Source organism: Dryocola sp. LX212, assembly GCA_041504365.1.
Taxonomy (GTDB): Bacteria; Pseudomonadota; Gammaproteobacteria; order Enterobacterales; family Enterobacteriaceae; genus Dryocola.
On the sequence record CP167917.1, the window covers coordinates 4,111,421 to 4,130,294 of the forward strand.

The window sequence follows — 18,874 nt, forward strand, 5'->3', positions numbered from 1 at the left end:
ATGTATTCATCAATTTCCGAAGCTAATGCGGCAATCATCGAGCAAATCAAAGCGGCGCGTCCCTACTGGACCGACGTACGTCTGGCCCATGAGGCCATTCCTGAGCTGGCGCAGGGCAAAAAGCTGCTCCATGCGGGCCCGCCGATCGCCTGGCAGGAGATGACTGGCCCGATGCGCGGCGCATGCCTGGGGGCCTGCCTGTTTGAAGGCTGGGCGGCTAGCGAAGAAGAGGCAAAGACCCTGCTGGACAACGGCGGCGTGACGTTCATCCCGTGCCACCACGTCAGCGCGGTTGGCCCGATGGGGGGCATTACTTCCGCCCATATGCCGGTGCTGGTGGTGAAAAACAGCGTGCACGGCAACCAGGCCTGCTGCAACCTGAACGAAGGGATCGGCAAGGTAATGCGTTTCGGTGCCTATGGCCCGGACGTGCAGCAGCGCCTGCGCTGGATGCGCGACACCCTGGCCCCGGTGCTTCAGGAAGCGCTTGGGCGCATTGATAACGGCATCGACCTGACCGCATTAATGGCGCAGGCAATCACCATGGGCGACGAGTTCCACCAGCGTAACATTGCCGCCTCCGCCCTGCTGATGCGCACCCTGTCGCCTTATATCGTGCAGCTGGACCGCCCGAAGGCAGAGCTTGCGGAGGTGATGCAGTTCCTGAGCGTCACCGATCAGTTCTTCCTGAACCTGGCGATGGCCTACAGCAAAGCGGTAATGGACGCCGCCGCACAGATAAAAACAGGGTCGATTGTCACCGCCATGACCCGCAACGGGCGCGATTTCGGCATCCGCGTCAGCGGGCTGGGCGACCGCTGGTTTACCGCGCCGGTCAATACGCCGCAGGGGCTGTTCTTCACCGGCTTCAGCCAGGCGGACGCCAACCCGGATATCGGCGACAGCGCCATCACCGAAACGCTGGGCATCGGCGGCGCGGCGATGATTGCGGCGCCGGGCGTGACGCGCTTCGTGGGCGCGGGCGGGATGGACGCCGCGCTGGAAACCAGCGAAGAGATGACCGAAATCTATCTCGACAGCAACCCGATGCTGCAAATCCCGTCGTGGAACTTTAAAGGGGCATGTCTGGGCCTTGATATCCGTCGCGTGGTGGAAACGGGGATCACGCCGCTGATTAACACCGGGATTGCCCACCGCGAAGCGGGCGTGGGGCAGGTAGGGGCCGGGACAGTGCGCGCACCGCTGCCCTGCTTCGAACTGGCACTTGAAGCCCTTGCGCAAGTTCATCATATTACGGCTTAAACCTACGAGGGGGCGGCGCTGCTGCCCCTCAAATGGAGCGATATGAATGGATCTCTTTCTGGCGCCGGGCGGCAGCGGGCTGCCCTTTCCTGACGGCAGCGAACTTCGCCTGCACAGCCGCTTTACCCACGCCATTAACGTGAAGCACCCCAGCGGCAGGCTTTTTACTTTTCATCGCTATGGCAAAGGCTGTAGCCCAACCGGCTGGATTTTTCATAATGACGATTTCGATAAAATTAACCGCTTTATTGCCGCTGATAGCACCTTAAACGTCAAAAATCGAGGCTTTACTGGTCGTGGGTACTCGCTGCGAAACCGGCGTCGACTGAATTTTAACGTCCCAGAAGGCGAGATTGCGCCGCCCGACCTGCACAAATTCACTAACCCGACGGGCCTGCTCGGCCCGCTCAACGAGGCGGTTAACCAGCAGGATCATCCCCTGCTGAAATTACTGACCCACCAGCTGGACCGCTGGCTGGCAGGTCATAGGCCGGACTGGCGCGGCCTGATTGGCCTGGGGCCGGGGCTGACGCCGAGCGGCGATGATATGCTGACCGGCGCGCTGGCGGCGCTCTATTCCAACCAACAACTCCTTGCCCTTAACCGTTACCCTTTAATTCTGCCGGACTTTCAGTCGCTTTTAACACTGACCACATCCGTGAGCTGTAGCTATCTCGACAGCGCTGCCAGAGGGCAGTTCTCAACGCCGCTGGTAAGACTCATGGGCCGTCTGGCCCATTCTCGCGATAGCAAAACCGCCATCCGTGATCTGCTCGGTCACGGCCATACTTCCGGCGCAGATACCCTTCTCGGGCTGGTTACCGGGCTGCGCTGGCTCAGGAAAGCGTTTCCAGGAGCCAATCATGCTTGACCATGAAACGATTCGCACTTTTATTAAGGTCGCGGAAACCGGCAGCTTTTCACAGGCCGCCGCCGCGCTGCATAAAACCCCGGCGGCGATGAGCTACCGCATCAAGACGCTGGAAGAGCACGTCGGCACCCTGCTGTTTACCCGCACCACGCGCACGGTGAACCTGACGCTGGCGGGCGAATGCCTGCTGGAACATTGCCGACAGTGGCTAAGCTGGGTCGACGGCATGCCGGACGAGCTTAAGCAGATTAACGCCGGGGTGGAGCGCCAGGTTAACATCGTGGTCAACAACCTGCTCTACCAGTCCCAGGCCGTGGCGGAGTTTCTTGCCTGGCTGCACAGGCGCTTCCCGTTTACCCAGTTTCAGATCTCCCGCCAGGTCTATATGGGCGTCTGGGACGCGCTGCTGTATGACGATTTTCACATCGCCATCGGCGTGACCGGTTCGGAGTCCCTTTCGAACAATATTGCGCTTCACCCGCTGGGCGAGATTTCGTGGCTGTTCGTCGTCGCGCCGCACCATCCGTTAGCCAAAATCAGCGGCGAAACCATCGCGGAAGAGCATCTCCGGCGCTATCCCGCCATTAATATCGACGACACCTCACGGACGCTAACGCGCCGCGTCGCCTGGCTGCTGCCGGGCCAGAAAGAGATCAAAGTGCCGGATATCAGCACCAAGCTGGAGTGCCATCTCAAAGGGCTGGGGATTGGTTTTTTACCCTATAACCTCTGCCAGCCGTGGCTGGAAAGCGGCGAGCTGGTGACGAGGAAAGTCGAGCGCGCACGGCAGCCGTCGCAGCTTTCTCTGGCGTGGAAATCAACGGGAGTGGGTAAAGCGATAAGGGAAGTTGTGACGCAGTTTCAGCGCAATGAGCCGACGATCAGGGGATTTTTAAACCAGATAGACCGCAGGCCCACTCGATAAAAACACTAACGGCACCCTCGGGTGCCGTTTTGTTTTTACTACCTGATGGCTTTACGCCATCTCCGCCTGCATGCGCAGAACCTGGCGGTTTACTTCAGACATAACGGATAAGTGCTGCTTATCTTTCACTTTTGGGATGAGGATCTTGCCCTTATCGAACTCAAAAGCGCCAACGTCCTTGATGTACAACCGTCCACGGAACAGGATTTTCACGTACTTCGCCACCTGAAGCGGGTTGTAACGTTGGAAAATTTTCATTGTTTTTACTCTCCTGCAGTGTTTACGCCCCTGCGGTTCCACATTTGGTCCGACAAAACGAGGCGAAAAATTTGGTGCCTGGAAACTATAGTTCATATACAAATCGACACCTAGTTTGCATAACCTTTTTTACCGTTTGATTACAATTTCTCAGAATAATCTATTCAAATGTAAATAAATCCCAGCTTAAGCATTCAAAAAGCAGGGATATGTGCGGCGGCCCGCAAACTGGCATTGTTGTTGCGAGACAGATAGCGATTCAACACTTATGCTTAAAACATCACGGCCAAGTGGTCGGATCACCTGCAACTCACTGCCCATAATAAGGAGTCACTTATGACCCTGCGCACGGCGCTTGCGCTTACCGCCCTGCTGCTGCCTCTGATGGCCTCAGCCCATAATTTCGAAAAGAACCAGCGCGTGCCCCCGGTGGGCATAGCCGATAAAGGCGAACTGGTGCTGGATAACGATAAAGATAAGTTTAGCTATAAAACCTGGAATAGCGCGCAGCTGCCTGGAAAAGTGCGGGTGCTGCAGCATATTGCCGGACGCTCAAGCGCAAAAGAGAAGAACGCCGGGCTGATTGAAGCTATTAAGGCCGCCAAATTCCCGCACGATCGCTACCAGACCACAACGGTTGTTAACACCGATGACGCGATTGTGGGAACGGGAATGTTTGTGCGCAGCAGCATTGAGAGCAATAAGAAACAGTATCCGTGGTCGCAGTTCATCGTGGACAGCAACGGCGTGGCGAAAAAAGCCTGGCAGCTGGAAGATGCCGGTTCGGCGATTGTGGTGCTGGATAAAAACGGCCACATTCAGTTCGCCAAAGACGGCGCGCTGACGCAGGAAGAAGTGCAGCAGGTGATGACCCTGCTGCAGAAGCTGCTCAGTAAATAGAAACCCGGAAGCCTGGGTTTAAGAAGGATTCGCGCGGGGTATAGTCGAGAGGCTTACCCTGCCAGTCATGGACATGCGCCCCGGCGGCAACCGCCACGGCGTGGCCTGCGGCAGTATCCCAGATGTTGGTTGGCCCAAAGCGCGGGTAAAGCTGCGCCTGGCCATCCGCCACCAGGCAGAACTTCAGCGAAGAACCGATGGCGGTGGTCTGGTGCTCGCCAATCTGCTGGAGATACTCTTTCAGCTCGCTGTCGGTATCCGAGTGGGAGCGGCTTACCACTACCAGCGGCGGGCGCGCATCGCGCACCTGAATTTGATTACGTGTTCCGCACTCTTCTTTCCACGCTTTGCCTTCCGCCGCGCCGTACATAATCTTCAGAACCGGGGCGTAGACCACTCCCATCACCGCCTTACCCTTTTCAATCAGCGCGATGTTTACCGTGAACTCTCCGTTGCGCTTAAGAAACTCTTTGGTGCCGTCCAGTGGGTCAACCAGCCAGTAGCGATCCCATTTCTGGCGAACCTCCCAGCTTTGCGGGTCCTCTTCGGATAACACCGGCACGTCCGGCGTCAGGGCCTGTAATCCCTGCATAATTATTCTGTGGGCAGCGAGATCGGCCGCGGTGACCGGCGAGTCGTCGGACTTCTGGGTAGCCTCCAGCGGCTTCTCCCCTTCGTAAACCTGCATGATGGCGGCTCCCGCCTCTCGTGCCAGCTGGCAAATTTGTTCTAACATTCTTCACCTCATGTCGTTGCGACGCACGCTTCACCGCGCGATTAACCTGTTGTTTTACTTATATCTCATTGCGTCATGATGCGCTATCTGTGAAGCGATTCCGGTTTCCCCGGCCCGATCTCTGGCAGACTTCACACTTTTGTAAGCAACGGCCTGTAAATTCATTGCCTTTTGTGGCGTACCTCGAAAAAGGACCTTAATCATGATCAAGTTTAGCGTAACGATCCTTGCCACGCTGATTGCGACCAGCGTCAGCGCGGCAACGGTCGATCTGCGTATTCTCGAAACCACCGACCTGCACAGCAATATGATGGACTTCGACTACTACAAAGAAACGTCCACCGAAAAATTCGGTCTGGTGCGCACGGCAAGCCTAATCAACGCGGCCCGCAGTGAAGCAAAAAACAGCGTGCTGGTGGATAACGGTGATTTGATTCAGGGTAGCCCACTTAGCGACTACATGGCGGCAAAGGGTCTAAAAGCCGGAGAAATCCACCCGGTTTATAAGGCGCTGAACATGCTGGATTATGCCGTCGGCAACCTTGGAAACCATGAATTTAACTACGGGCTGGATTACCTCCACAGGGCGCTGTCCGGTGCGAAATTCCCGTACGTAAATGCCAATATCATCGATGCAAAGACCGGCAAACCGTTGTTTACCCCTTACCTCATCAAAGAGACCAGCGTGACGGATAAAGACGGCAGGCCGCAGACGCTACGCATCGGCTATATCGGCTTCGTGCCGCCGCAGATCATGACGTGGGATAAGGCAAACCTGGAAGGCAAAGTCACAGTGCAGGACATCACCGAAACCGCAAAGCATTACGTCCCGCAGATGCGTAAAGCAGGGGCGGATTTGGTGGTGGTGGTCGCCCACTCGGGGCTTTCCAGCGACCCGTATCACGCGATGGCCGAAAACTCCGTGTACTACTTAAGCCAGGTGCCCGGCGTGGATACCATTCTGTTCGGCCATGCCCACGCCGTGTTCCCGGGTAAAGACTTTGCGAACATCAAAGGCGCGGATATTAAACAAGGCACACTCAACGGCGTACCAGCAGTAATGCCGGGGATGTGGGGCGACCATCTGGGCGTGGTGGATCTGGTGCTCAACAACGACAGCGGCTCCTGGAAAGTCACCGGCAGCAAAGCAGAGGCGCGCCCAATCTACGACAGCGTGGCGAAAAAATCGCTGGCGGCGGAAGATAAGGATCTGGTGAAAGTGCTGGCCCACGACCACGATGCTACCCGCGAGTTTGTCGGCAAATCCATCGGCAAGTCCGCCGACAATATGTACAGCTATCTGGCGCTTGTCCAGGATGATCCTACCGTTCAGGTGGTCAACAACGCTCAGCGCGCCTACGTCGAGAAATATATTCAGGGCGACCCCGACCTCGCGAATCTGCCAGTTCTTTCCGCCGCCGCGCCGTTCAAAGTGGGCGGACGTAAAAACGATCCGGCGAGCTTCGTCGAGGTTGAAAAAGGCCAGCTGACCTTCCGCAACGCCGCCGATTTATACCTCTATCCGAACACGTTGGTCGTGGTGAAGGCGAGCGGGAAAGAGGTGAAAGAGTGGCTGGAATGCTCTGCCGGGCAATTCAACCAGATTGACGTCAACAGCAGCAGGCCGCAGCCGCTCATCAACTGGGACGGTTTCCGCACCTATAACTTCGACGTTATCGACGGGGTGGACTACCAGATTGATGTCTCACAGCCTGCGCGCTACGACGGTGACTGTCAGCCTGCGAACCTGCAATCTGAACGCATCAAAAACCTGACGTTTAAGGGCAAGCCAGTCGATCCGAACGCCACCTTCCTGGTCGCGACTAACAACTATCGTGCCTATGGCGGCACCTTCGCCGGAACGGGCGAAAAGCATATTGCCTTTGCGTCCCCGGATGAAAACCGCTCGGTGCTGGCAAACTGGATTAGCGCACAGATTGAGATCCACCCGGCGGCGGACAACAACTGGCGCCTGGCGCCGATTCACAGCGCGCAGCCGCTGGATATCCGCTTCGAAACTTCGCCGGGCGAGAAAGCCGCCGCGTTTATTAAGGAGAAGGCTCAGTATCCGATGAAAAATGTCGGCACGGACGAGATTGGCTTCTCTGTTTATCAAGTTGATTTAACTAAATAACCTGTCGGATGACGCTGCGCTTATCCGACCTACGGCTGCATCAGGTTGATTTAACCAGGTGAGGCTTCAGGCGTCCCGTTCGCGGGACGCCATCACCTGGGGCAGATTCCCCTCAATCCAGTCCGCCAGCGCGGCGACTTTCTCAGCCACTTCTTCACCGAGCGGCGTCAGGCTGTACTCTACATGCGGCGGAACTACCGGGTACGACTTACGGTTCACAAAGCCGTCTGCTTCCAGCCACTGCAGCGTTTGCGCCAGCATTTTTTCGCTCACGCCGCCCATTTTACGGCGCAGGTCGCTGAAACGGTGCGTACCGCCCTGAAGCGCGACCAGAATCAGCACGCCCCAGCGGCTGGTGACGTGTTTCAGCACGTCCCGCGACGGGCATTTCTCGGCAAACAGGTTGCCGCTACGCATCTGCTCGCTAAGCGTTGGTGCGCTTTCAACGATTTCGCTCATCTCATACTTACCTTTTTGTACGTACTTACTAAAAGTTAGTTAGGGTGCTAGTGTGGCACAACTAACCAAAAACAGTAAGGTGTTTACCATGATTGCGATTACCGGCGTTTCCGGCCAGCTTGGCCGTCAGGTTGTAGAAGAGCTGTTGAAAAGCGTGGAAGCAAACAGCGTGGTGGCGATTGTCCGCACGCCGGCCAAAGTGAGTGACCTGGCCGGGCGCGGCGTGCAGGTTCGCGCCGCTGACTATAACGATAAATCGGCTATGCAGCAGGCGCTGGCGGGAGTCGAAAAGCTCCTGCTGGTTTCTTCCAGCGAAGTAGGACAGCGCGCCATTCAACACCGCAACGTGATTGACGCCGCGAAAGCCGCAGGCGTAAAACTCATCGCCTACACCAGCCTGCTGCACGCGGATACCTCCCCGCTTGGCCTGGCCGAAGAGCATGTGGCAACGGAAAAAATGCTTAAAGAGTCTGGCGTTCCTTTCGTGCTGCTGCGCAACGGTTGGTATACCGAAAACTATCTCGCCAGCCTTCCGGCTGCCCTGCAGCACGGCGTGTTTATTGGTAGCGCAGGGGCAGGAAAAATTGCCTCTGCCACGCGCGCTGACTATGCGGCCGCGGCGGCAAAAGTTCTGACGCTGGATAACCAGGCAGGGAAAACCTATGAGCTGGCGGGCGATCGCGGCTGGACACTGGCGGAACTGGCGGAAGAAGTCAGCAGGCAGAGCGGTAAAACCGTGGTTTATCAGAACCTCAGCGAAGCGGAATTCAAAGCGGCGCTGCTGGGCGCGGGTTTACCGGAAGGTTTTGCGGCAATGCTCGCAAACTCAGACATCGGCGCATCCAAAGACGGCCTGTTCGACGATAGCCACCAGCTCAGCCAGCTGACTGGTCGCCCCACACCTTCCCTTGCGGAAAGCGTTCGCAGCACGCTGTAATTGTTAACTATCCGTTAACGGCGGACATCCCTATACTTATGGGGTGTCCCCGCGGAGGTTTTCAGTGCAAGGCGTTCCCGAGCAGTTCATTGATGAGAAAGACAACGCCCAGTTCCGGCAGCTGCCGCAGCTGCCGGGCGTCGAGCTTTACCACGCCCACATCTCACGCTACGCCTTTGAACCCCACACCCACGAAGCTTTTGGCATCGGCACCGTCACCTGGGGAGCCGAGCGCTTCCGCTATCGCGGCGTGCAGCACGTTGCCGCCCAGGGCTCTCTGGTGCTGATGAACCCGGACGAGCTACACACGGGCGAAGCGGAGACCGAAGACGGCTGGCAGTACCGTATGATTTATCTTGAGCCTGAACTGCTGGAATCCGTCACCGGCGAGCGCTGCTGGTGGTTCAGCGATGCGGTCACCCATGACCCGCAGCGTTCGCGCCAGGTTGGGCAACTGATTAACGGTCTCTGGAGCGCAGGCGACACAATGACCCAGCAAGGTCTGCTGCTCAACCTCATCGAGGCTTTTCGGCCTTACGCGCATCATCAGTCCGCCGGGCCGCGGGAAGCCGCGCATCGCTTCGACCGCATCCGCGAATACCTGCACGACAACTATATGCGTCCGGTTACGCTCGACGAGCTGGCCGCCCTGGTATCACTCAGCCCCTGGCACTTCCAGCGCCAGTTCAAGGCCCATTTCCACGCCACTCCGCACCAGATGCTGATGGCGATTCGCCTGTGGTACGCCAAACAGTTTCTGACCAACGGCGTTCCCGCAGCGCAGGTTGCGGCCATGAGCGGCCTGACGGACCAGGCTCACCTGACCCGCGCTTTCGCCCAGCGTTATGGCATCACGCCCGTACGCTACCAGAAACAGGTTTCCCGCTAGCTAAACCGCAATCTCATACAATACTCGCAACCGTCCCATCCCTACACTGACCGCAAAGAACTAACCGGAAGAGTAAAATGTTAACTGGCGTACTGTATGCCCTGATGGCCGGGCTGATGTGGGGGCTGATTTTTGTCGGCCCGATTATCGTGCCGGACTACCCGGCCGCACTGCAGTCTACCGGGCGCTACCTTGCGCTGGGGCTGATTGCCATTCCGCTAGCGTGGCTCGGGCGGCAGCGTCTACGCCAGCTTAGCGGCAGGGACTGGTTTACCGCGCTTAAGCTCTCTACCGTCGGGAACCTGATCTATTACGTCTGCCTGGCAAGCGCGATTCAACGCACCGGTGCGCCCATTTCTACGATGATTATTGGTACCCTGCCGGTAGTGATCCCCGTATTTGCCAATCTGCTCTATAGCAAGCGCGACGGAAAACTGCCGTTGCGACGGCTCGCCCCTGCTCTGGCAGTCATCGCAATTGGGCTGGTGATGGTCAATACCGCCGAACTGCGCGGTGGAGGGGGTGATTTCAGCTGGTGGCGATATGCCAGCGGTATCGGCCTGGCCTTTGTTTCCGTTGTCTGCTGGGCATGGTATGCGCTGCGCAACGCCCGCTGGCTGCGGGAGAATCCTGATAAAAATCCGATGATGTGGGCCACCGCGCAGGGGCTGTCCACGCTGCCTTTCTCGCTGCTGGGGTACGTTGTCATCTGCCTGTTTATAGCTCGCAGCAGCGCCGATTTTGCCCTGCCGTTTGGCCCGCGTCCGGAAGTGTTCGTCACGCTGATGCTGGCTATCGCCCTGCTCTGCTCCTGGCTGGGCAACCTGTGCTGGAACATCGCCTGTCAGCGCCTGCCGACGGTGATCGTCGGACCGCTTATCGTTTTTGAAACGCTTGCCGGACTGGCCTATACCTTTATACTGCGCCACAGCTGGCCACCCCTTCTCACGCTGCTGGGCATTCTTTGTTTGGTTTTCGGCGTGGTGCTGGCGGTCCTCACGAAGCCGCAGAAACGACAGATAGAAGAGGTAGCAGCCGTAGGGGAATAACGGCGCTACCCAAAAATAGGCATAGCCTCAGCCTAAAGATGCATTTAATATGCATCTTATATTTTACAAGATGAGGTATCTGACCATGGCCTTCCGCGACCAACCCTTAGGTGAACTGGCATTAACCATTCCCCGCGCCTCCGCGCTGTTCCGTAAGCTGGATCTGGATTTTTGCTGCGGTGGCAGGCAGACGCTTGAGCGTGCCGCTGCCCGTAAAGAGCTGGATCTGGCAGCTATAGAGGCCGAGCTTGCGGCGTTGGCTGAAGAACCCCTCGAGAAGGAGTGGCGAACCGCGCCGCTGCCGGAAATCATCGCCCATATTGTGGTTCGCTACCACGACAGGCACCGCGAACAGCTACCGGAGCTGATTTTACAGGCGAACAAGGTTGAGCGGGTGCATGCTGATAAACCTGACGTGCCGAAGGGGCTGGCGAAATATCTCACCATGCTGCATCAGGAATTGAGCAGTCATATGATGAAGGAAGAGCAGATTCTGTTCCCGATGATTAAACAGGGCATGGGCGCTCAGGCCATCGGCCCGATTAGCGTCATGGAAAGCGAGCATGATGAGGCGGGAGAGCTGCTGGAGGTCATCAAGCACACCACCAATAACGTTACCCCGCCGCCGGAAGCGTGCACCACCTGGAAAGCGATGTATAACGGGATTAACGAGCTGATTGACGATCTGATGAATCACATCAGCCTTGAGAACAACGTGCTGTTCCCCCGGGCTTTGGCCGGGGAGTGATTTTTAACCCCTCTCCCCAGGCGGGGAGAGGGTCACAAGAGGTTATTTGCCTGAATTAGCCAGACGCTTTTTACCCATAAACAGCCAGCACACGCCGAGCACCACAAACCAAATCGGCGTCACCATCAGCGCCTGACGGGTATCCGTTTCCAACGTCAGCAGCACAATCACAAACACAAAGAACGCCATGCAAACCCAGCACATCAGTTTGCCAAGCGGCATTTTGTAGATGGATTTTTTGTGCATCTCCGGACGCTGCTTGCGGTACACCAGGTACGAACAAAGAATAATCGTCCAGACGAACATAAACAGAATCGCCGACACGGTGGTGATCATCGTGAAGGCTGCAATGACGTTCGGATTCACGTACAGCATTACCACGCCGCCCAGCAGGCAGATGCAGGAGAAAGTTAACCCCTTAGCCGGAACGGCACGTTTAGACAGCTTAGCGAACGCCTGCGGCGCCATCTTGTCCTGCGCCAGACCAAACAGCATGCGGCTGGTAGAGAAGACGCCGCTGTTGGCCGAGGATGCCGCCGACGTCAGCACAACGAAGTTGATGATGCTCGCGGCGGCGGGCAGCCCCACCAACACAAACAGCTCAACGAACGGGCTCTTATCCGCCACCACGGAGTGCCACGGCGTCACCGACATAATGACGATCAGCGCAAACACGTAGAACATGATGATGCGCACTGGAATCGAGTTAATGGCGCGCGGCAGGGATTTCTCCGGATCTTTGGTTTCCGCCGCGGTGGTACCCACCAGCTCAATTCCCACGAAGGCGAAGACCGCTATCTGGAAGCCGGCAAAGAAGCCGCTGAGGCCTTTCGGGAACCAGCCGCCGTCATTCCACAGGTTATTGAAGGAGGCCTCAACGCCCGACGGCGAGTGGAAGTGCGTCAGGATCATCACCAGGCCAATCACAATCAGCCCTACGATGGCGACGATTTTGATCATTGCAAACCAGAACTCCATCTCCCCGAACATCTTCACCGTAGCCAGATTCAGGCTCAGCAGCAGGATGACTACGGCCAGTGAGGCTACCCAGTCGGACAGTCCCGGGAACCAGAACTGTGCATAGGAGGTTATCGCCACTACATCGGCCATGCCGGTTACTACCCAGCAGAACCAGTAGGTCCAGCCGGTGAAATACCCGGCCCACGGGCCTAACAGGTCGGCGGCAAAATCGCTGAAGGATTTATATTCGAGGTTGGAAAGCAGCAGCTCCCCCATCGCCCGCATCACGAAGAACAGCATGAAGCCGATGATCATGTAGACGAAGATGATGGATGGCCCCGCGAGGCTGATGGTTTTACCGGAGCCCATAAACAGGCCGGTACCGATAGCGCCGCCGATGGCGATAAGCTGTATATGGCGGTTCGTTAGATTTCGCCGTAGCGACTGTTCGGCCGGAGCCTGTGCGGCTTCAGCGACTTTTACCTGATCTACCATGTTGTGTTTTTCCTGTACCTGTCTGTTGTGTTCAGGCTCTTCTGGCCTTTACGTCAAAGTGTGTAATGTTGCTTGTAGAAAGCACTTGGATAGTAGGAGAGATTCGGCGGGATGAATACCTGCAAAAAACGTTCTTGTTAATTTTTTGTTTTATTTGAGTGCGAAATCACTGTCGCATTGCGAAGTGCCTCACAAAAATACCCGTAACGTGGGCATATACAAGATTAAATCACGGTTATTTGTTAAGAACCAAACGAAAACCCCGCCGGAAGCGGGGCTCGGCTACTGCTTACAGAATTTCCAGCAGTTCTACTTCGAAGACCAGGGTGCTGAATGGCGGGATGGACGCGCCAGCGCCGCGCTCGCCGTAGGCCAGGTTGTGAGGGATAGTCAGTTCCCACTTCGAGCCAACCGGCATCAGGGTCAGGGCTTCAATCCAGCCTGCGATCACGCCGCTGACCGGGAATTCAGCCGGTTCGCCACGCTGGACGGAGCTGTCGAATACGGTGCCGTCGATGAGCTTACCGGTATAGTGCACGCGAACGTGATCTTTACGCGCAGGAATTGCGCCGGTGCCCTGAGTCAGAACGCGGAATTGCAGGCCGGATTCGGTGCTGCTCACGCCTTCTTTCTTGACGTTTTCTTCCAGGTATTTCTGACCTTCTACCGCCATCTCTTTCTGACGCTCCTGACGCACCGCATCGGCACGTTCGTGCACTTCACGCAGGGCACGGTGAACAACGTCAACAGGAACCACCGGCGCGTTGCCTTCCAGCGCATCACGCAGACCCGCCACCAGCGCTTCGGGCAGCAGGCCCTGCAGACCAGATTCGCTCAGCTGCTGACCGACCTGTAAACCAATACCGTAACTTGCTTGCGCTTCGACGCTGTCAAAAGAAGGGGTTGTCATGAATTTTCCTTTAAGGTTTTAAAAGCAAGCGTGCAGCATAGCAGCGTCATCTGGTCGGGTAAAATGTAAAAGGCCGGTGAGTGACAAATGCGAACGAAACGGGAACAATGGCCTGATGAGTGCTAAATTACGGTGAAGCGTCACGGAAACCGGGATCGTTCACTGCATCAAACAGTTAGCGTTCTATAATGGAGTTGGGAAATGGTCAAAGCACATTATGTGGACTTGAGGAGGGTTGCCGATGCGATTCGCTATTAAACCAATGCTCGTACGGATTTGGCACGCCCCTGAGCATTTCCGGCTGATGGATCCGCTTCCTCCCCTGCACCGCTGGGGTATTATTATTGCCGCCGCCGTCGTCGTGGTGGGCTTCTTGTTACCCGCGGCGGATGAGCCTGACCACCCGGTCACGCGCGATGCGCAGCTCTCGGTTGAATCCCAGACCCCGATGCATGCCGAACTGGTCAACCCTCCAGCTAACGCTTCGCCTGTCGCGCCAGCAGAGCCCGTACCAGCGCCGTTGGAACCACAGGTTCAGGACCAGGCGCCCGTTCCCCACGCCAACAACGATATCGAGCAGCAGTGGCGCTCCTACCGCGTGGAGTCCGGCCAGACGATGGCGCAGCTGTTCCGTGACCACAACCTGCCGCCAGCAGATGTCTATGCCATGGCGCAGGTTGAAGGTGACAATAAACCGCTGAGTACGCTACAGACCGGGCAAATGGTGAAGATTCGCCAGAACGCGAATGGAATAGTGACGGGGTTAACGATTGATTCTGGCAGCGGCGGAGAGATTCTGTTTACGCGTCAGCCTGACGGCAGCTTCCTGCGCGCACAATAAATTTATGGCGATGTTAAAATGCAAAACGCCGGCACTTGGCCGGCGTTTTAACGTTTGATTTAGCTTAAATTAAGCTTCAGCAACAACGTTTACAGTCAGTTTAGCGAACACTTCGCTGTGAACCTGGAAGTCCACTTCGTGTGCGCCAGTGGTACGCAGAACGCCGTTCGGTAAACGAACTTCGCTCTTAGCCACTTCAACGCCAGCTGCAGTTACAGCGTCAGCGATGTCGCGAGTACCGATGGAACCGAACAGTTTACCTTCGTCGCCTGATTTAGACGCGATAGTAACGGTTTCCAGTGCGTTGATCTTCGCAGCGCGAGCTTCAGCAGCAGCCAGAACGTCAGCCAGTTTAGCTTCCAGTTCTGCACGGCGTGCTTCAAAGAATTCAACATTTTTCTTGGTAGCAGGAACAGCTTTACCCTGTGGTACCAGGAAGTTACGAGCATAACCCGCTTTAACGTTAACCTGATCACCCAGGCTACCCAGGTTTGCTACTTTATCAAGCAGAATAACTTGCATTACCTTATCCTCTCAAAGTCGTATTAATGGACCGTGACCGATTACTGATGACGATCAGTGTACGGCAGCAGAGACAGGTAGCGAGCGCGTTTGATAGCGCGAGCCAGCTGACGCTGATATTTTGCACGGGTACCGGTGATACGGCTTGGGACAATCTTACCGCTTTCGGTGATGTAGTTTTTCAGCGTAGCGATGTCTTTATAGTCAATCTCTTGAACGCCTTCCGCGGTGAAACGGCAGAACTTGCGACGACGGAAATAACGTGCCATATGGCTAGTCTCCAGAATCTATCAATTCAATCTGCTCGGCATGCAATACCACTTTGTTCAGCCCATTTTTTGCCTGATGGCAAGTAATGAAGCCCTGAACCGTAAGTACCGTGCCGACCGTTATACTGTGAGTAATGGCCTGGTGTGCGTGTCCGCTAATAATAACGGGCATTCTGCACCATGCCTGCCGGTTGAAACCGGCCTCCTCTTGCACAGAACGATGCTCAAGCACGAACTGGCAGTGAGGAATTCCTGACGGGCTGACCTTGCGCAGGGGTGTCTTGCACACAGTGCCAGACAGAACCAGGCGGTTTGCCGTCATCAGAAATTACTCTTCAGAGTCCCCAGCATCTGCATCTTCAGTGGTTTCAGACGCGAAATCGTCACGACGCTCACGGCGCTCGTCTTTCGCTTTAACCATTGGAGAAGCTTCGGTAACCGCGTGCTTAACGCGCATAACCATGCTGCGGATAACGGCGTCGTTGAAGCGGAAGTTAGTTTCCAGCTCATCGATCGCTTCCTGCGGAGCTTCAACGTTCAGCAGAACGTAGTGAGCTTTGTGCAGTTTGTTGATCGGGTAAGCCAGCTGACGGCGGCCCCAGTCTTCCAGACGGTGGATCGTACCTTCTGCTGCAGTGATTGCACCAGTGTAACGTTCGATCATACCCGGAACCTGTTCGCTCTGGTCAGGATGGACCATAAAAACGATTTCGTAATGACGCATCGAATTGCTCCTTACGGATTATTCAGCCTCCTGTCAGGGTCAGCCGCGGCCCATGGAAGCAAGGAACGTGTTTATAAAGGCGGCTGAAAAATTGACGCGTAATCATACTTGCGGGGCCTGACAAACTCAAGGCCGAACGGAAATTAATTCTTTTGGCTGACGGACAAAAAACCCATGGCGGGCTAACACCGTGAATTTTATAAAGTTGAGCTGGATCACTAAAAATTTTTGACCAACACCATCAGAAATGGTCGCTTTTTATTCAACCACATCGGTTTACACTGAGTATCACAGGCCGCCACTAATCATTCACAGGAGCGACGACCACTGCTAACACACCAGCTGTAAGTGGAGCGCAAATATGAAAACCCTCGCTTATTTTCTTGCCGCGGCATTCTTGCTAAGCGCAAATGCGACGGCAGCGATCAAAATAGACAGCCGCATCGCCCGAAATATGGATGATGTGCAGAGCCTCGGCGTGATTTACATCAACCATAATTTTGCCACCGAGCAGGAAGCTGAAGAGGCGATACATCAGGATGCAGACCAGCACGGTGCGGCTTACTACCACACCATTTTAATGAGAGAACCGGGTAGTAACGGCAATATGCGGGTCAGCGCAGATATTTACAGGTAACAGCAGGTACGAGTAAGCAGCACCGTCAGTCCCAGCGTTAACACCAGGAATACCACAACGACATAGAAAGCCAACGTTCGATTTGCCCCTGCTTGCAGGGGCTTTTTTAGTTAATAGTCTCCAGCAAGCGTTATCTCGGCATCAGCTTCACCGGTAATACGGTTACGGAGATCCCGTCTCATCAACTCGATGGTCCAAAACCAGAAGATATGCCCCAGAATTTCCGCAATATACTCATCGAAAGGAAGTCTATTGAGCGGTGGTGTTAAACCCAACAAAGGAAATGAGATACCGTGAACTGCAACCGTAATAATTAATCCCGATAATATCCCTTGCCATAATTTTATTTTCGGGAAAATCTCGGCAGTGATACAGTAACCTACCGCAAACAACAACGAGAAAATGACATGCGTCACCATTACAGGATTGATAACATGTTCAGAGAAGGTATAAACAGTTTGTGTTGGATCGATGCCTAAGTAGTCCCTCAAAAATAAATAAGGAGGGTTAAACTCATCACGTCCGCCCGAAAACGTGCGGGGTGGAAGAGGAACTTCTGCTCCCCATTTTACAAAAGCAGATATGATACCTGCGGCTACTCCTACAACAGCAGCCACACCGTAGCGACGGCGACGAGGGTCAGTCTTTACAAATATTCCATTTTTGACCATAATAAATCCTTACTGTAAATATCATATAACGAACTCAATCTCTTATTAGAGGATCCATTATTATATTGAGGTCAGATAGTTTATTAACATGACAACAATTAAAATTTATTAACCTTAATTTATGTTTAAACTTATCTTTGCCCGTAATATGCACAGGGGCCATGCTTACGCTGGAAATGCTTTTCCATCAAATAGCTTTCAATTGGTTTTAATCGTGGGTTAATCTCGCGTGCGATCCAAGCCATTTTCGCTACTTCTTCCATTACTACGGCGTTATGTACCGCATCATGTGCATCTTTCCCCCAGGCAAAGGGGCCATGCTGGTACACAACTATTCCCGGCGTGTGAAGAAGATTCCGATAACCCAGCGTTTCGATGATCACTTTTCCGGTATTGAGCTCGTACTCGCACTGTACCTCCTCTTCGGACAGTGCACGGGTACAGGGAATATCCCCGAAGAAGTAATCCGCATGCGTGGTTCCAAGCGCGGGGATGGACAACCCTGCCTGCGCCCAGGCCGTGGCGTGCGTGGAATGGGTATGCACCACTCCGCCCAGTTCCGGGTATTTGTTATAAAGCGCAAGGTGCGTTGCCGTATCCGAGGAGGGACGATAACGCCCTTCAATGACCACGCCGTTCATATCAACCACCACCATGTCATCTGCCGACATTTGCTCATACGCCACGCCGCTTGGCTTAATCACCACGCGCTGGCGCTGGCGGTCGATACCGCTGACGTTTCCCCAGGTAAAGGTCACCAGCCCATGGCGCGGCAGCGCCATGTTCGCCTCGAAAACCTGCTGTTTAAGCTGCCGCATAACCTTCCTCCAGCAATCCTGCCCGCGCCATGCGTTCAAGCACCCAGTCCCGGGCTTTAATGACCTCGACTACCGGATCTTCCGCCGTTTCGCTCCACATCTCGATAAGATACGGACCGCGATAGCCGCTGAGTTTTAACGTCTCAAAGCAGCGTTCAAACTCCACGACGCCCGAGCCAAAAGGCACATTTTTAAAAACGCCGGGGCGCGTGTCTTTAACGTGAACGGCGACGATATGCCCGCTTCCTGCCTGCAACTCCATCTGCACGTCGTTATCCCACGCGGAGAGATTGCCGATATCCGGGTAAAGTTGGAACCACGGATTATTGAGATAGTGAGCGTAGCCCATTGCCTTGCTGATGGAGTTCATCAGCGGGTAGTCCATGATTTCCATCGCTAGCGTCACCTGCGCGCGGCTCGCCATTTCAACCGCCAGGGTTAGCCCTTCCCGGAAGCGACGGCGGGTTTCGCCGTTAGCCTGCTGGTAATAGACGTCATAGCCCGCCAGCTGGATAACGCGAATTCCCACGTCCTGCGCCAGCTCAATGGCTTTACGCATGATCTCCAGCCCCTGGTTACGCACCGCATCGTCTTCACTCCCCAGCGGATAGCGGCGGTGGGCGCTAAGGCACATCGACGGAACGCGAACCCCGGTTTCGGCCACGGCCTGCACCAGCGCCAGCCGCTGTTCACGGCTCCAGTCCAGGCGCGATAGCCGGTTATCCGTTTCATCCACCGACATTTCCACGAAATCAAACTCAAGCGTTGCCGCAAGAGCCAGCTTTTCCTGCCAGCACTCCCCGACGGGGAGCGCCTTTTCATAGATACCCAGCGGAACCTGTTTGTGCAACATAACCG

Annotated in this window: 23 protein-coding genes; 11 read left to right on the plus strand and 12 right to left on the minus strand. The window is 55.4% G+C overall.

The genetic code is table 11. The features are described 5' to 3' along the window. From ACA108_19740 to allS, 3 genes are read left to right on the plus strand one after another with little or no spacing between them, the layout of a single operon-like run. Complete coding sequence (locus ACA108_19740) at positions 1-1,263, plus strand: DUF1116 domain-containing protein (GenBank protein ID XEX95534.1); 1,263 nt, start codon at positions 1-3, stop codon at positions 1,261-1,263. Positions 1,264-1,309: 46 nt separating this feature from the next. After that, positions 1,310-2,134 (plus strand): DUF2877 domain-containing protein, encoded by an 825-nt coding sequence (locus ACA108_19745; GenBank protein XEX95535.1) that lies wholly within the window; start codon positions 1,310-1,312, stop codon positions 2,132-2,134. Further along, a complete protein-coding gene (gene allS / locus ACA108_19750; GenBank protein ID XEX95536.1) occupies positions 2,127-3,059 on the plus strand; it encodes an HTH-type transcriptional activator AllS in 933 nt (310 codons plus the stop codon). The genes ACA108_19745 and allS overlap by 8 nt, the downstream gene beginning before the upstream one ends. Before the next feature lie 51 nt (positions 3,060-3,110). On the opposite strand, the gene ACA108_19755 is transcribed toward allS, so the two are convergent. Next, positions 3,111-3,317 carry a DUF1107 domain-containing protein gene (locus ACA108_19755; protein XEX95537.1) on the minus strand — a complete coding sequence of 69 codons (207 nt, stop codon included), beginning with the start codon at positions 3,315-3,317 and terminating at the stop codon, positions 3,111-3,113. A gap of 336 nt (positions 3,318-3,653) precedes the next feature. Here ACA108_19755 and ACA108_19760 point away from each other — a divergent pair, with 336 nt between their 5' ends. After that, complete coding sequence (locus ACA108_19760; protein ID XEX95538.1) at positions 3,654-4,217, plus strand: YtfJ family protein; 564 nt, start codon at positions 3,654-3,656, stop codon at positions 4,215-4,217. Here ACA108_19760 and cysQ read toward each other — a convergent pair. After that, positions 4,207-4,953, minus strand: a complete 747-nt coding sequence (cysQ, locus tag ACA108_19765) for a 3'(2'),5'-bisphosphate nucleotidase CysQ (GenBank protein XEX95539.1) — start codon at positions 4,951-4,953, stop codon at positions 4,207-4,209. The genes ACA108_19760 and cysQ overlap by 11 nt on opposite strands. A gap of 202 nt (positions 4,954-5,155) precedes the next feature. On the opposite strand from cysQ, the gene ACA108_19770 reads away from it, so the two are divergent. Beyond that, positions 5,156-7,087, plus strand: a complete 1,932-nt coding sequence (locus ACA108_19770; protein XEX95540.1) for a bifunctional 2',3'-cyclic-nucleotide 2'-phosphodiesterase/3'-nucleotidase — start codon at positions 5,156-5,158, stop codon at positions 7,085-7,087. Positions 7,088-7,153: 66 nt separating this feature from the next. On the opposite strand, the gene ACA108_19775 is transcribed toward ACA108_19770, so the two are convergent. Then, on the minus strand, positions 7,154-7,546 hold the full coding sequence (locus ACA108_19775) for a winged helix-turn-helix transcriptional regulator (protein XEX95541.1): 393 nt from the start codon (positions 7,544-7,546) through the stop codon (positions 7,154-7,156). Between the two features lie 88 nt (positions 7,547-7,634). Between ACA108_19775 and ACA108_19780 the strand changes: the two genes are divergently transcribed. The 4 genes from ACA108_19780 (at position 7,635) to ytfE (ending at position 11,169) form a co-directional block, all read left to right on the plus strand. Continuing rightward, entirely contained in the window at positions 7,635-8,483 is an 849-nt protein-coding gene (locus tag ACA108_19780; GenBank protein ID XEX95542.1) for an SDR family oxidoreductase, read from the plus strand. Positions 8,484-8,547: 64 nt separating this feature from the next. Beyond that, entirely contained in the window at positions 8,548-9,372 is an 825-nt protein-coding gene (locus tag ACA108_19785) for an AraC family ligand binding domain-containing protein (GenBank protein ID XEX95543.1), read from the plus strand. Between the two features lie 77 nt (positions 9,373-9,449). Continuing rightward, positions 9,450-10,421, plus strand: coding sequence for a DMT family transporter (locus ACA108_19790; protein XEX95544.1), 972 nt, complete (start codon positions 9,450-9,452; stop codon positions 10,419-10,421). Positions 10,422-10,506: 85 nt separating this feature from the next. Next, positions 10,507-11,169, plus strand: a complete 663-nt coding sequence (gene ytfE, locus ACA108_19795; GenBank protein ID XEX98170.1) for an iron-sulfur cluster repair protein YtfE — start codon at positions 10,507-10,509, stop codon at positions 11,167-11,169. Positions 11,170-11,211: 42 nt separating this feature from the next. On the opposite strand, the gene cycA is transcribed toward ytfE, so the two are convergent. Continuing rightward, positions 11,212-12,624, minus strand: coding sequence for a D-serine/D-alanine/glycine transporter (cycA, locus tag ACA108_19800; protein XEX95545.1), 1,413 nt, complete (start codon positions 12,622-12,624; stop codon positions 11,212-11,214). Between the two features lie 289 nt (positions 12,625-12,913). Then, positions 12,914-13,534: an FKBP-type peptidyl-prolyl cis-trans isomerase gene (gene fklB, locus ACA108_19805; GenBank protein ID XEX95546.1), complete on the minus strand. Its 621-nt coding sequence runs from the start codon at positions 13,532-13,534 to the stop codon at positions 12,914-12,916. A 235-nt stretch (positions 13,535-13,769) separates the two neighbouring features. Here fklB and ACA108_19810 point away from each other — a divergent pair, with 235 nt between their 5' ends. Next, complete coding sequence (locus tag ACA108_19810) at positions 13,770-14,375, plus strand: LysM-like peptidoglycan-binding domain-containing protein (protein ID XEX95547.1); 606 nt, start codon at positions 13,770-13,772, stop codon at positions 14,373-14,375. A gap of 69 nt (positions 14,376-14,444) precedes the next feature. Here ACA108_19810 and rplI read toward each other — a convergent pair whose 3' ends face one another. The 4 genes from rplI to rpsF are packed head-to-tail and all read right to left on the minus strand — an operon-like array spanning position 14,445 to position 15,890. Continuing rightward, positions 14,445-14,897 (minus strand): 50S ribosomal protein L9, encoded by a 453-nt coding sequence (gene rplI, locus ACA108_19815; protein XEX95548.1) that lies wholly within the window; start codon positions 14,895-14,897, stop codon positions 14,445-14,447. Positions 14,898-14,938: 41 nt separating this feature from the next. Next, positions 14,939-15,166, minus strand: a complete 228-nt coding sequence (rpsR, locus tag ACA108_19820; GenBank protein ID XEX95549.1) for a 30S ribosomal protein S18 — start codon at positions 15,164-15,166, stop codon at positions 14,939-14,941. Positions 15,167-15,170: 4 nt separating this feature from the next. Next, positions 15,171-15,488 (minus strand): primosomal replication protein N, encoded by a 318-nt coding sequence (gene priB / locus ACA108_19825; protein ID XEX95550.1) that lies wholly within the window; start codon positions 15,486-15,488, stop codon positions 15,171-15,173. A gap of 6 nt (positions 15,489-15,494) precedes the next feature. Beyond that, positions 15,495-15,890 carry a 30S ribosomal protein S6 gene (gene rpsF / locus ACA108_19830; GenBank protein XEX95551.1) on the minus strand — a complete coding sequence of 132 codons (396 nt, stop codon included), beginning with the start codon at positions 15,888-15,890 and terminating at the stop codon, positions 15,495-15,497. A gap of 361 nt (positions 15,891-16,251) precedes the next feature. Between rpsF and yjfY the strand changes: the two genes are divergently transcribed. Beyond that, entirely contained in the window at positions 16,252-16,527 is a 276-nt protein-coding gene (yjfY, locus tag ACA108_19835) for a DUF1471 family protein YjfY (GenBank protein ID XEX95552.1), read from the plus strand. A 110-nt stretch (positions 16,528-16,637) separates the two neighbouring features. Here yjfY and ACA108_19840 read toward each other — a convergent pair whose 3' ends face one another. From ACA108_19840 to ACA108_19850, 3 genes are all read right to left on the minus strand, one after another. After that, on the minus strand, positions 16,638-17,198 hold the full coding sequence (locus tag ACA108_19840; protein ID XEX95553.1) for a YagU family protein: 561 nt from the start codon (positions 17,196-17,198) through the stop codon (positions 16,638-16,640). 131 nt (positions 17,199-17,329) lie between these two features. Continuing rightward, positions 17,330-18,016 (minus strand): L-ribulose-5-phosphate 4-epimerase, encoded by a 687-nt coding sequence (locus ACA108_19845; protein XEX95554.1) that lies wholly within the window; start codon positions 18,014-18,016, stop codon positions 17,330-17,332. Further along, positions 18,003-18,869 carry an L-ribulose-5-phosphate 3-epimerase gene (locus ACA108_19850; GenBank protein XEX95555.1) on the minus strand — a complete coding sequence of 289 codons (867 nt, stop codon included), beginning with the start codon at positions 18,867-18,869 and terminating at the stop codon, positions 18,003-18,005. The genes ACA108_19845 and ACA108_19850 overlap by 14 nt, the downstream gene beginning before the upstream one ends. Positions 18,870-18,874: the final 5 nt, after the last annotated feature.

Coding starts and splice junctions, on each gene's coding strand:
- ACA108_19845 (XEX95554.1), bottom strand. CDS start 18,016: ATGCGGCAGCTTAAACAGCAGGTTTTCGAGGCGAACATGGCGCTGCCG.
- rpsR (XEX95549.1), bottom strand. CDS start 15,166: ATGGCACGTTATTTCCGTCGTCGCAAGTTCTGCCGTTTCACCGCGGAA.
- allS (XEX95536.1), top strand. CDS start 2,127: ATGCTTGACCATGAAACGATTCGCACTTTTATTAAGGTCGCGGAAACC.
- ACA108_19840 (XEX95553.1), bottom strand. CDS start 17,198: ATGGTCAAAAATGGAATATTTGTAAAGACTGACCCTCGTCGCCGTCGC.
- rpsF (XEX95551.1), bottom strand. CDS start 15,890: ATGCGTCATTACGAAATCGTTTTTATGGTCCATCCTGACCAGAGCGAA.
- ACA108_19775 (XEX95541.1), bottom strand. CDS start 7,546: ATGAGCGAAATCGTTGAAAGCGCACCAACGCTTAGCGAGCAGATGCGT.
- ACA108_19740 (XEX95534.1), top strand. CDS start 1: ATGTATTCATCAATTTCCGAAGCTAATGCGGCAATCATCGAGCAAATC.
- yjfY (XEX95552.1), top strand. CDS start 16,252: ATGAAAACCCTCGCTTATTTTCTTGCCGCGGCATTCTTGCTAAGCGCA.
- cysQ (XEX95539.1), bottom strand. CDS start 4,953: ATGTTAGAACAAATTTGCCAGCTGGCACGAGAGGCGGGAGCCGCCATC.
- cycA (XEX95545.1), bottom strand. CDS start 12,624: ATGGTAGATCAGGTAAAAGTCGCTGAAGCCGCACAGGCTCCGGCCGAA.
- priB (XEX95550.1), bottom strand. CDS start 15,488: ATGACGGCAAACCGCCTGGTTCTGTCTGGCACTGTGTGCAAGACACCC.
- ACA108_19760 (XEX95538.1), top strand. CDS start 3,654: ATGACCCTGCGCACGGCGCTTGCGCTTACCGCCCTGCTGCTGCCTCTG.
- ACA108_19790 (XEX95544.1), top strand. CDS start 9,450: ATGTTAACTGGCGTACTGTATGCCCTGATGGCCGGGCTGATGTGGGGG.
- ACA108_19755 (XEX95537.1), bottom strand. CDS start 3,317: ATGAAAATTTTCCAACGTTACAACCCGCTTCAGGTGGCGAAGTACGTG.
- ACA108_19780 (XEX95542.1), top strand. CDS start 7,635: ATGATTGCGATTACCGGCGTTTCCGGCCAGCTTGGCCGTCAGGTTGTA.
- fklB (XEX95546.1), bottom strand. CDS start 13,534: ATGACAACCCCTTCTTTTGACAGCGTCGAAGCGCAAGCAAGTTACGGT.
- ytfE (XEX98170.1), top strand. CDS start 10,507: ATGGCCTTCCGCGACCAACCCTTAGGTGAACTGGCATTAACCATTCCC.
- ACA108_19850 (XEX95555.1), bottom strand. CDS start 18,869: ATGTTGCACAAACAGGTTCCGCTGGGTATCTATGAAAAGGCGCTCCCC.
- rplI (XEX95548.1), bottom strand. CDS start 14,897: ATGCAAGTTATTCTGCTTGATAAAGTAGCAAACCTGGGTAGCCTGGGT.
- ACA108_19770 (XEX95540.1), top strand. CDS start 5,156: ATGATCAAGTTTAGCGTAACGATCCTTGCCACGCTGATTGCGACCAGC.
- ACA108_19745 (XEX95535.1), top strand. CDS start 1,310: ATGGATCTCTTTCTGGCGCCGGGCGGCAGCGGGCTGCCCTTTCCTGAC.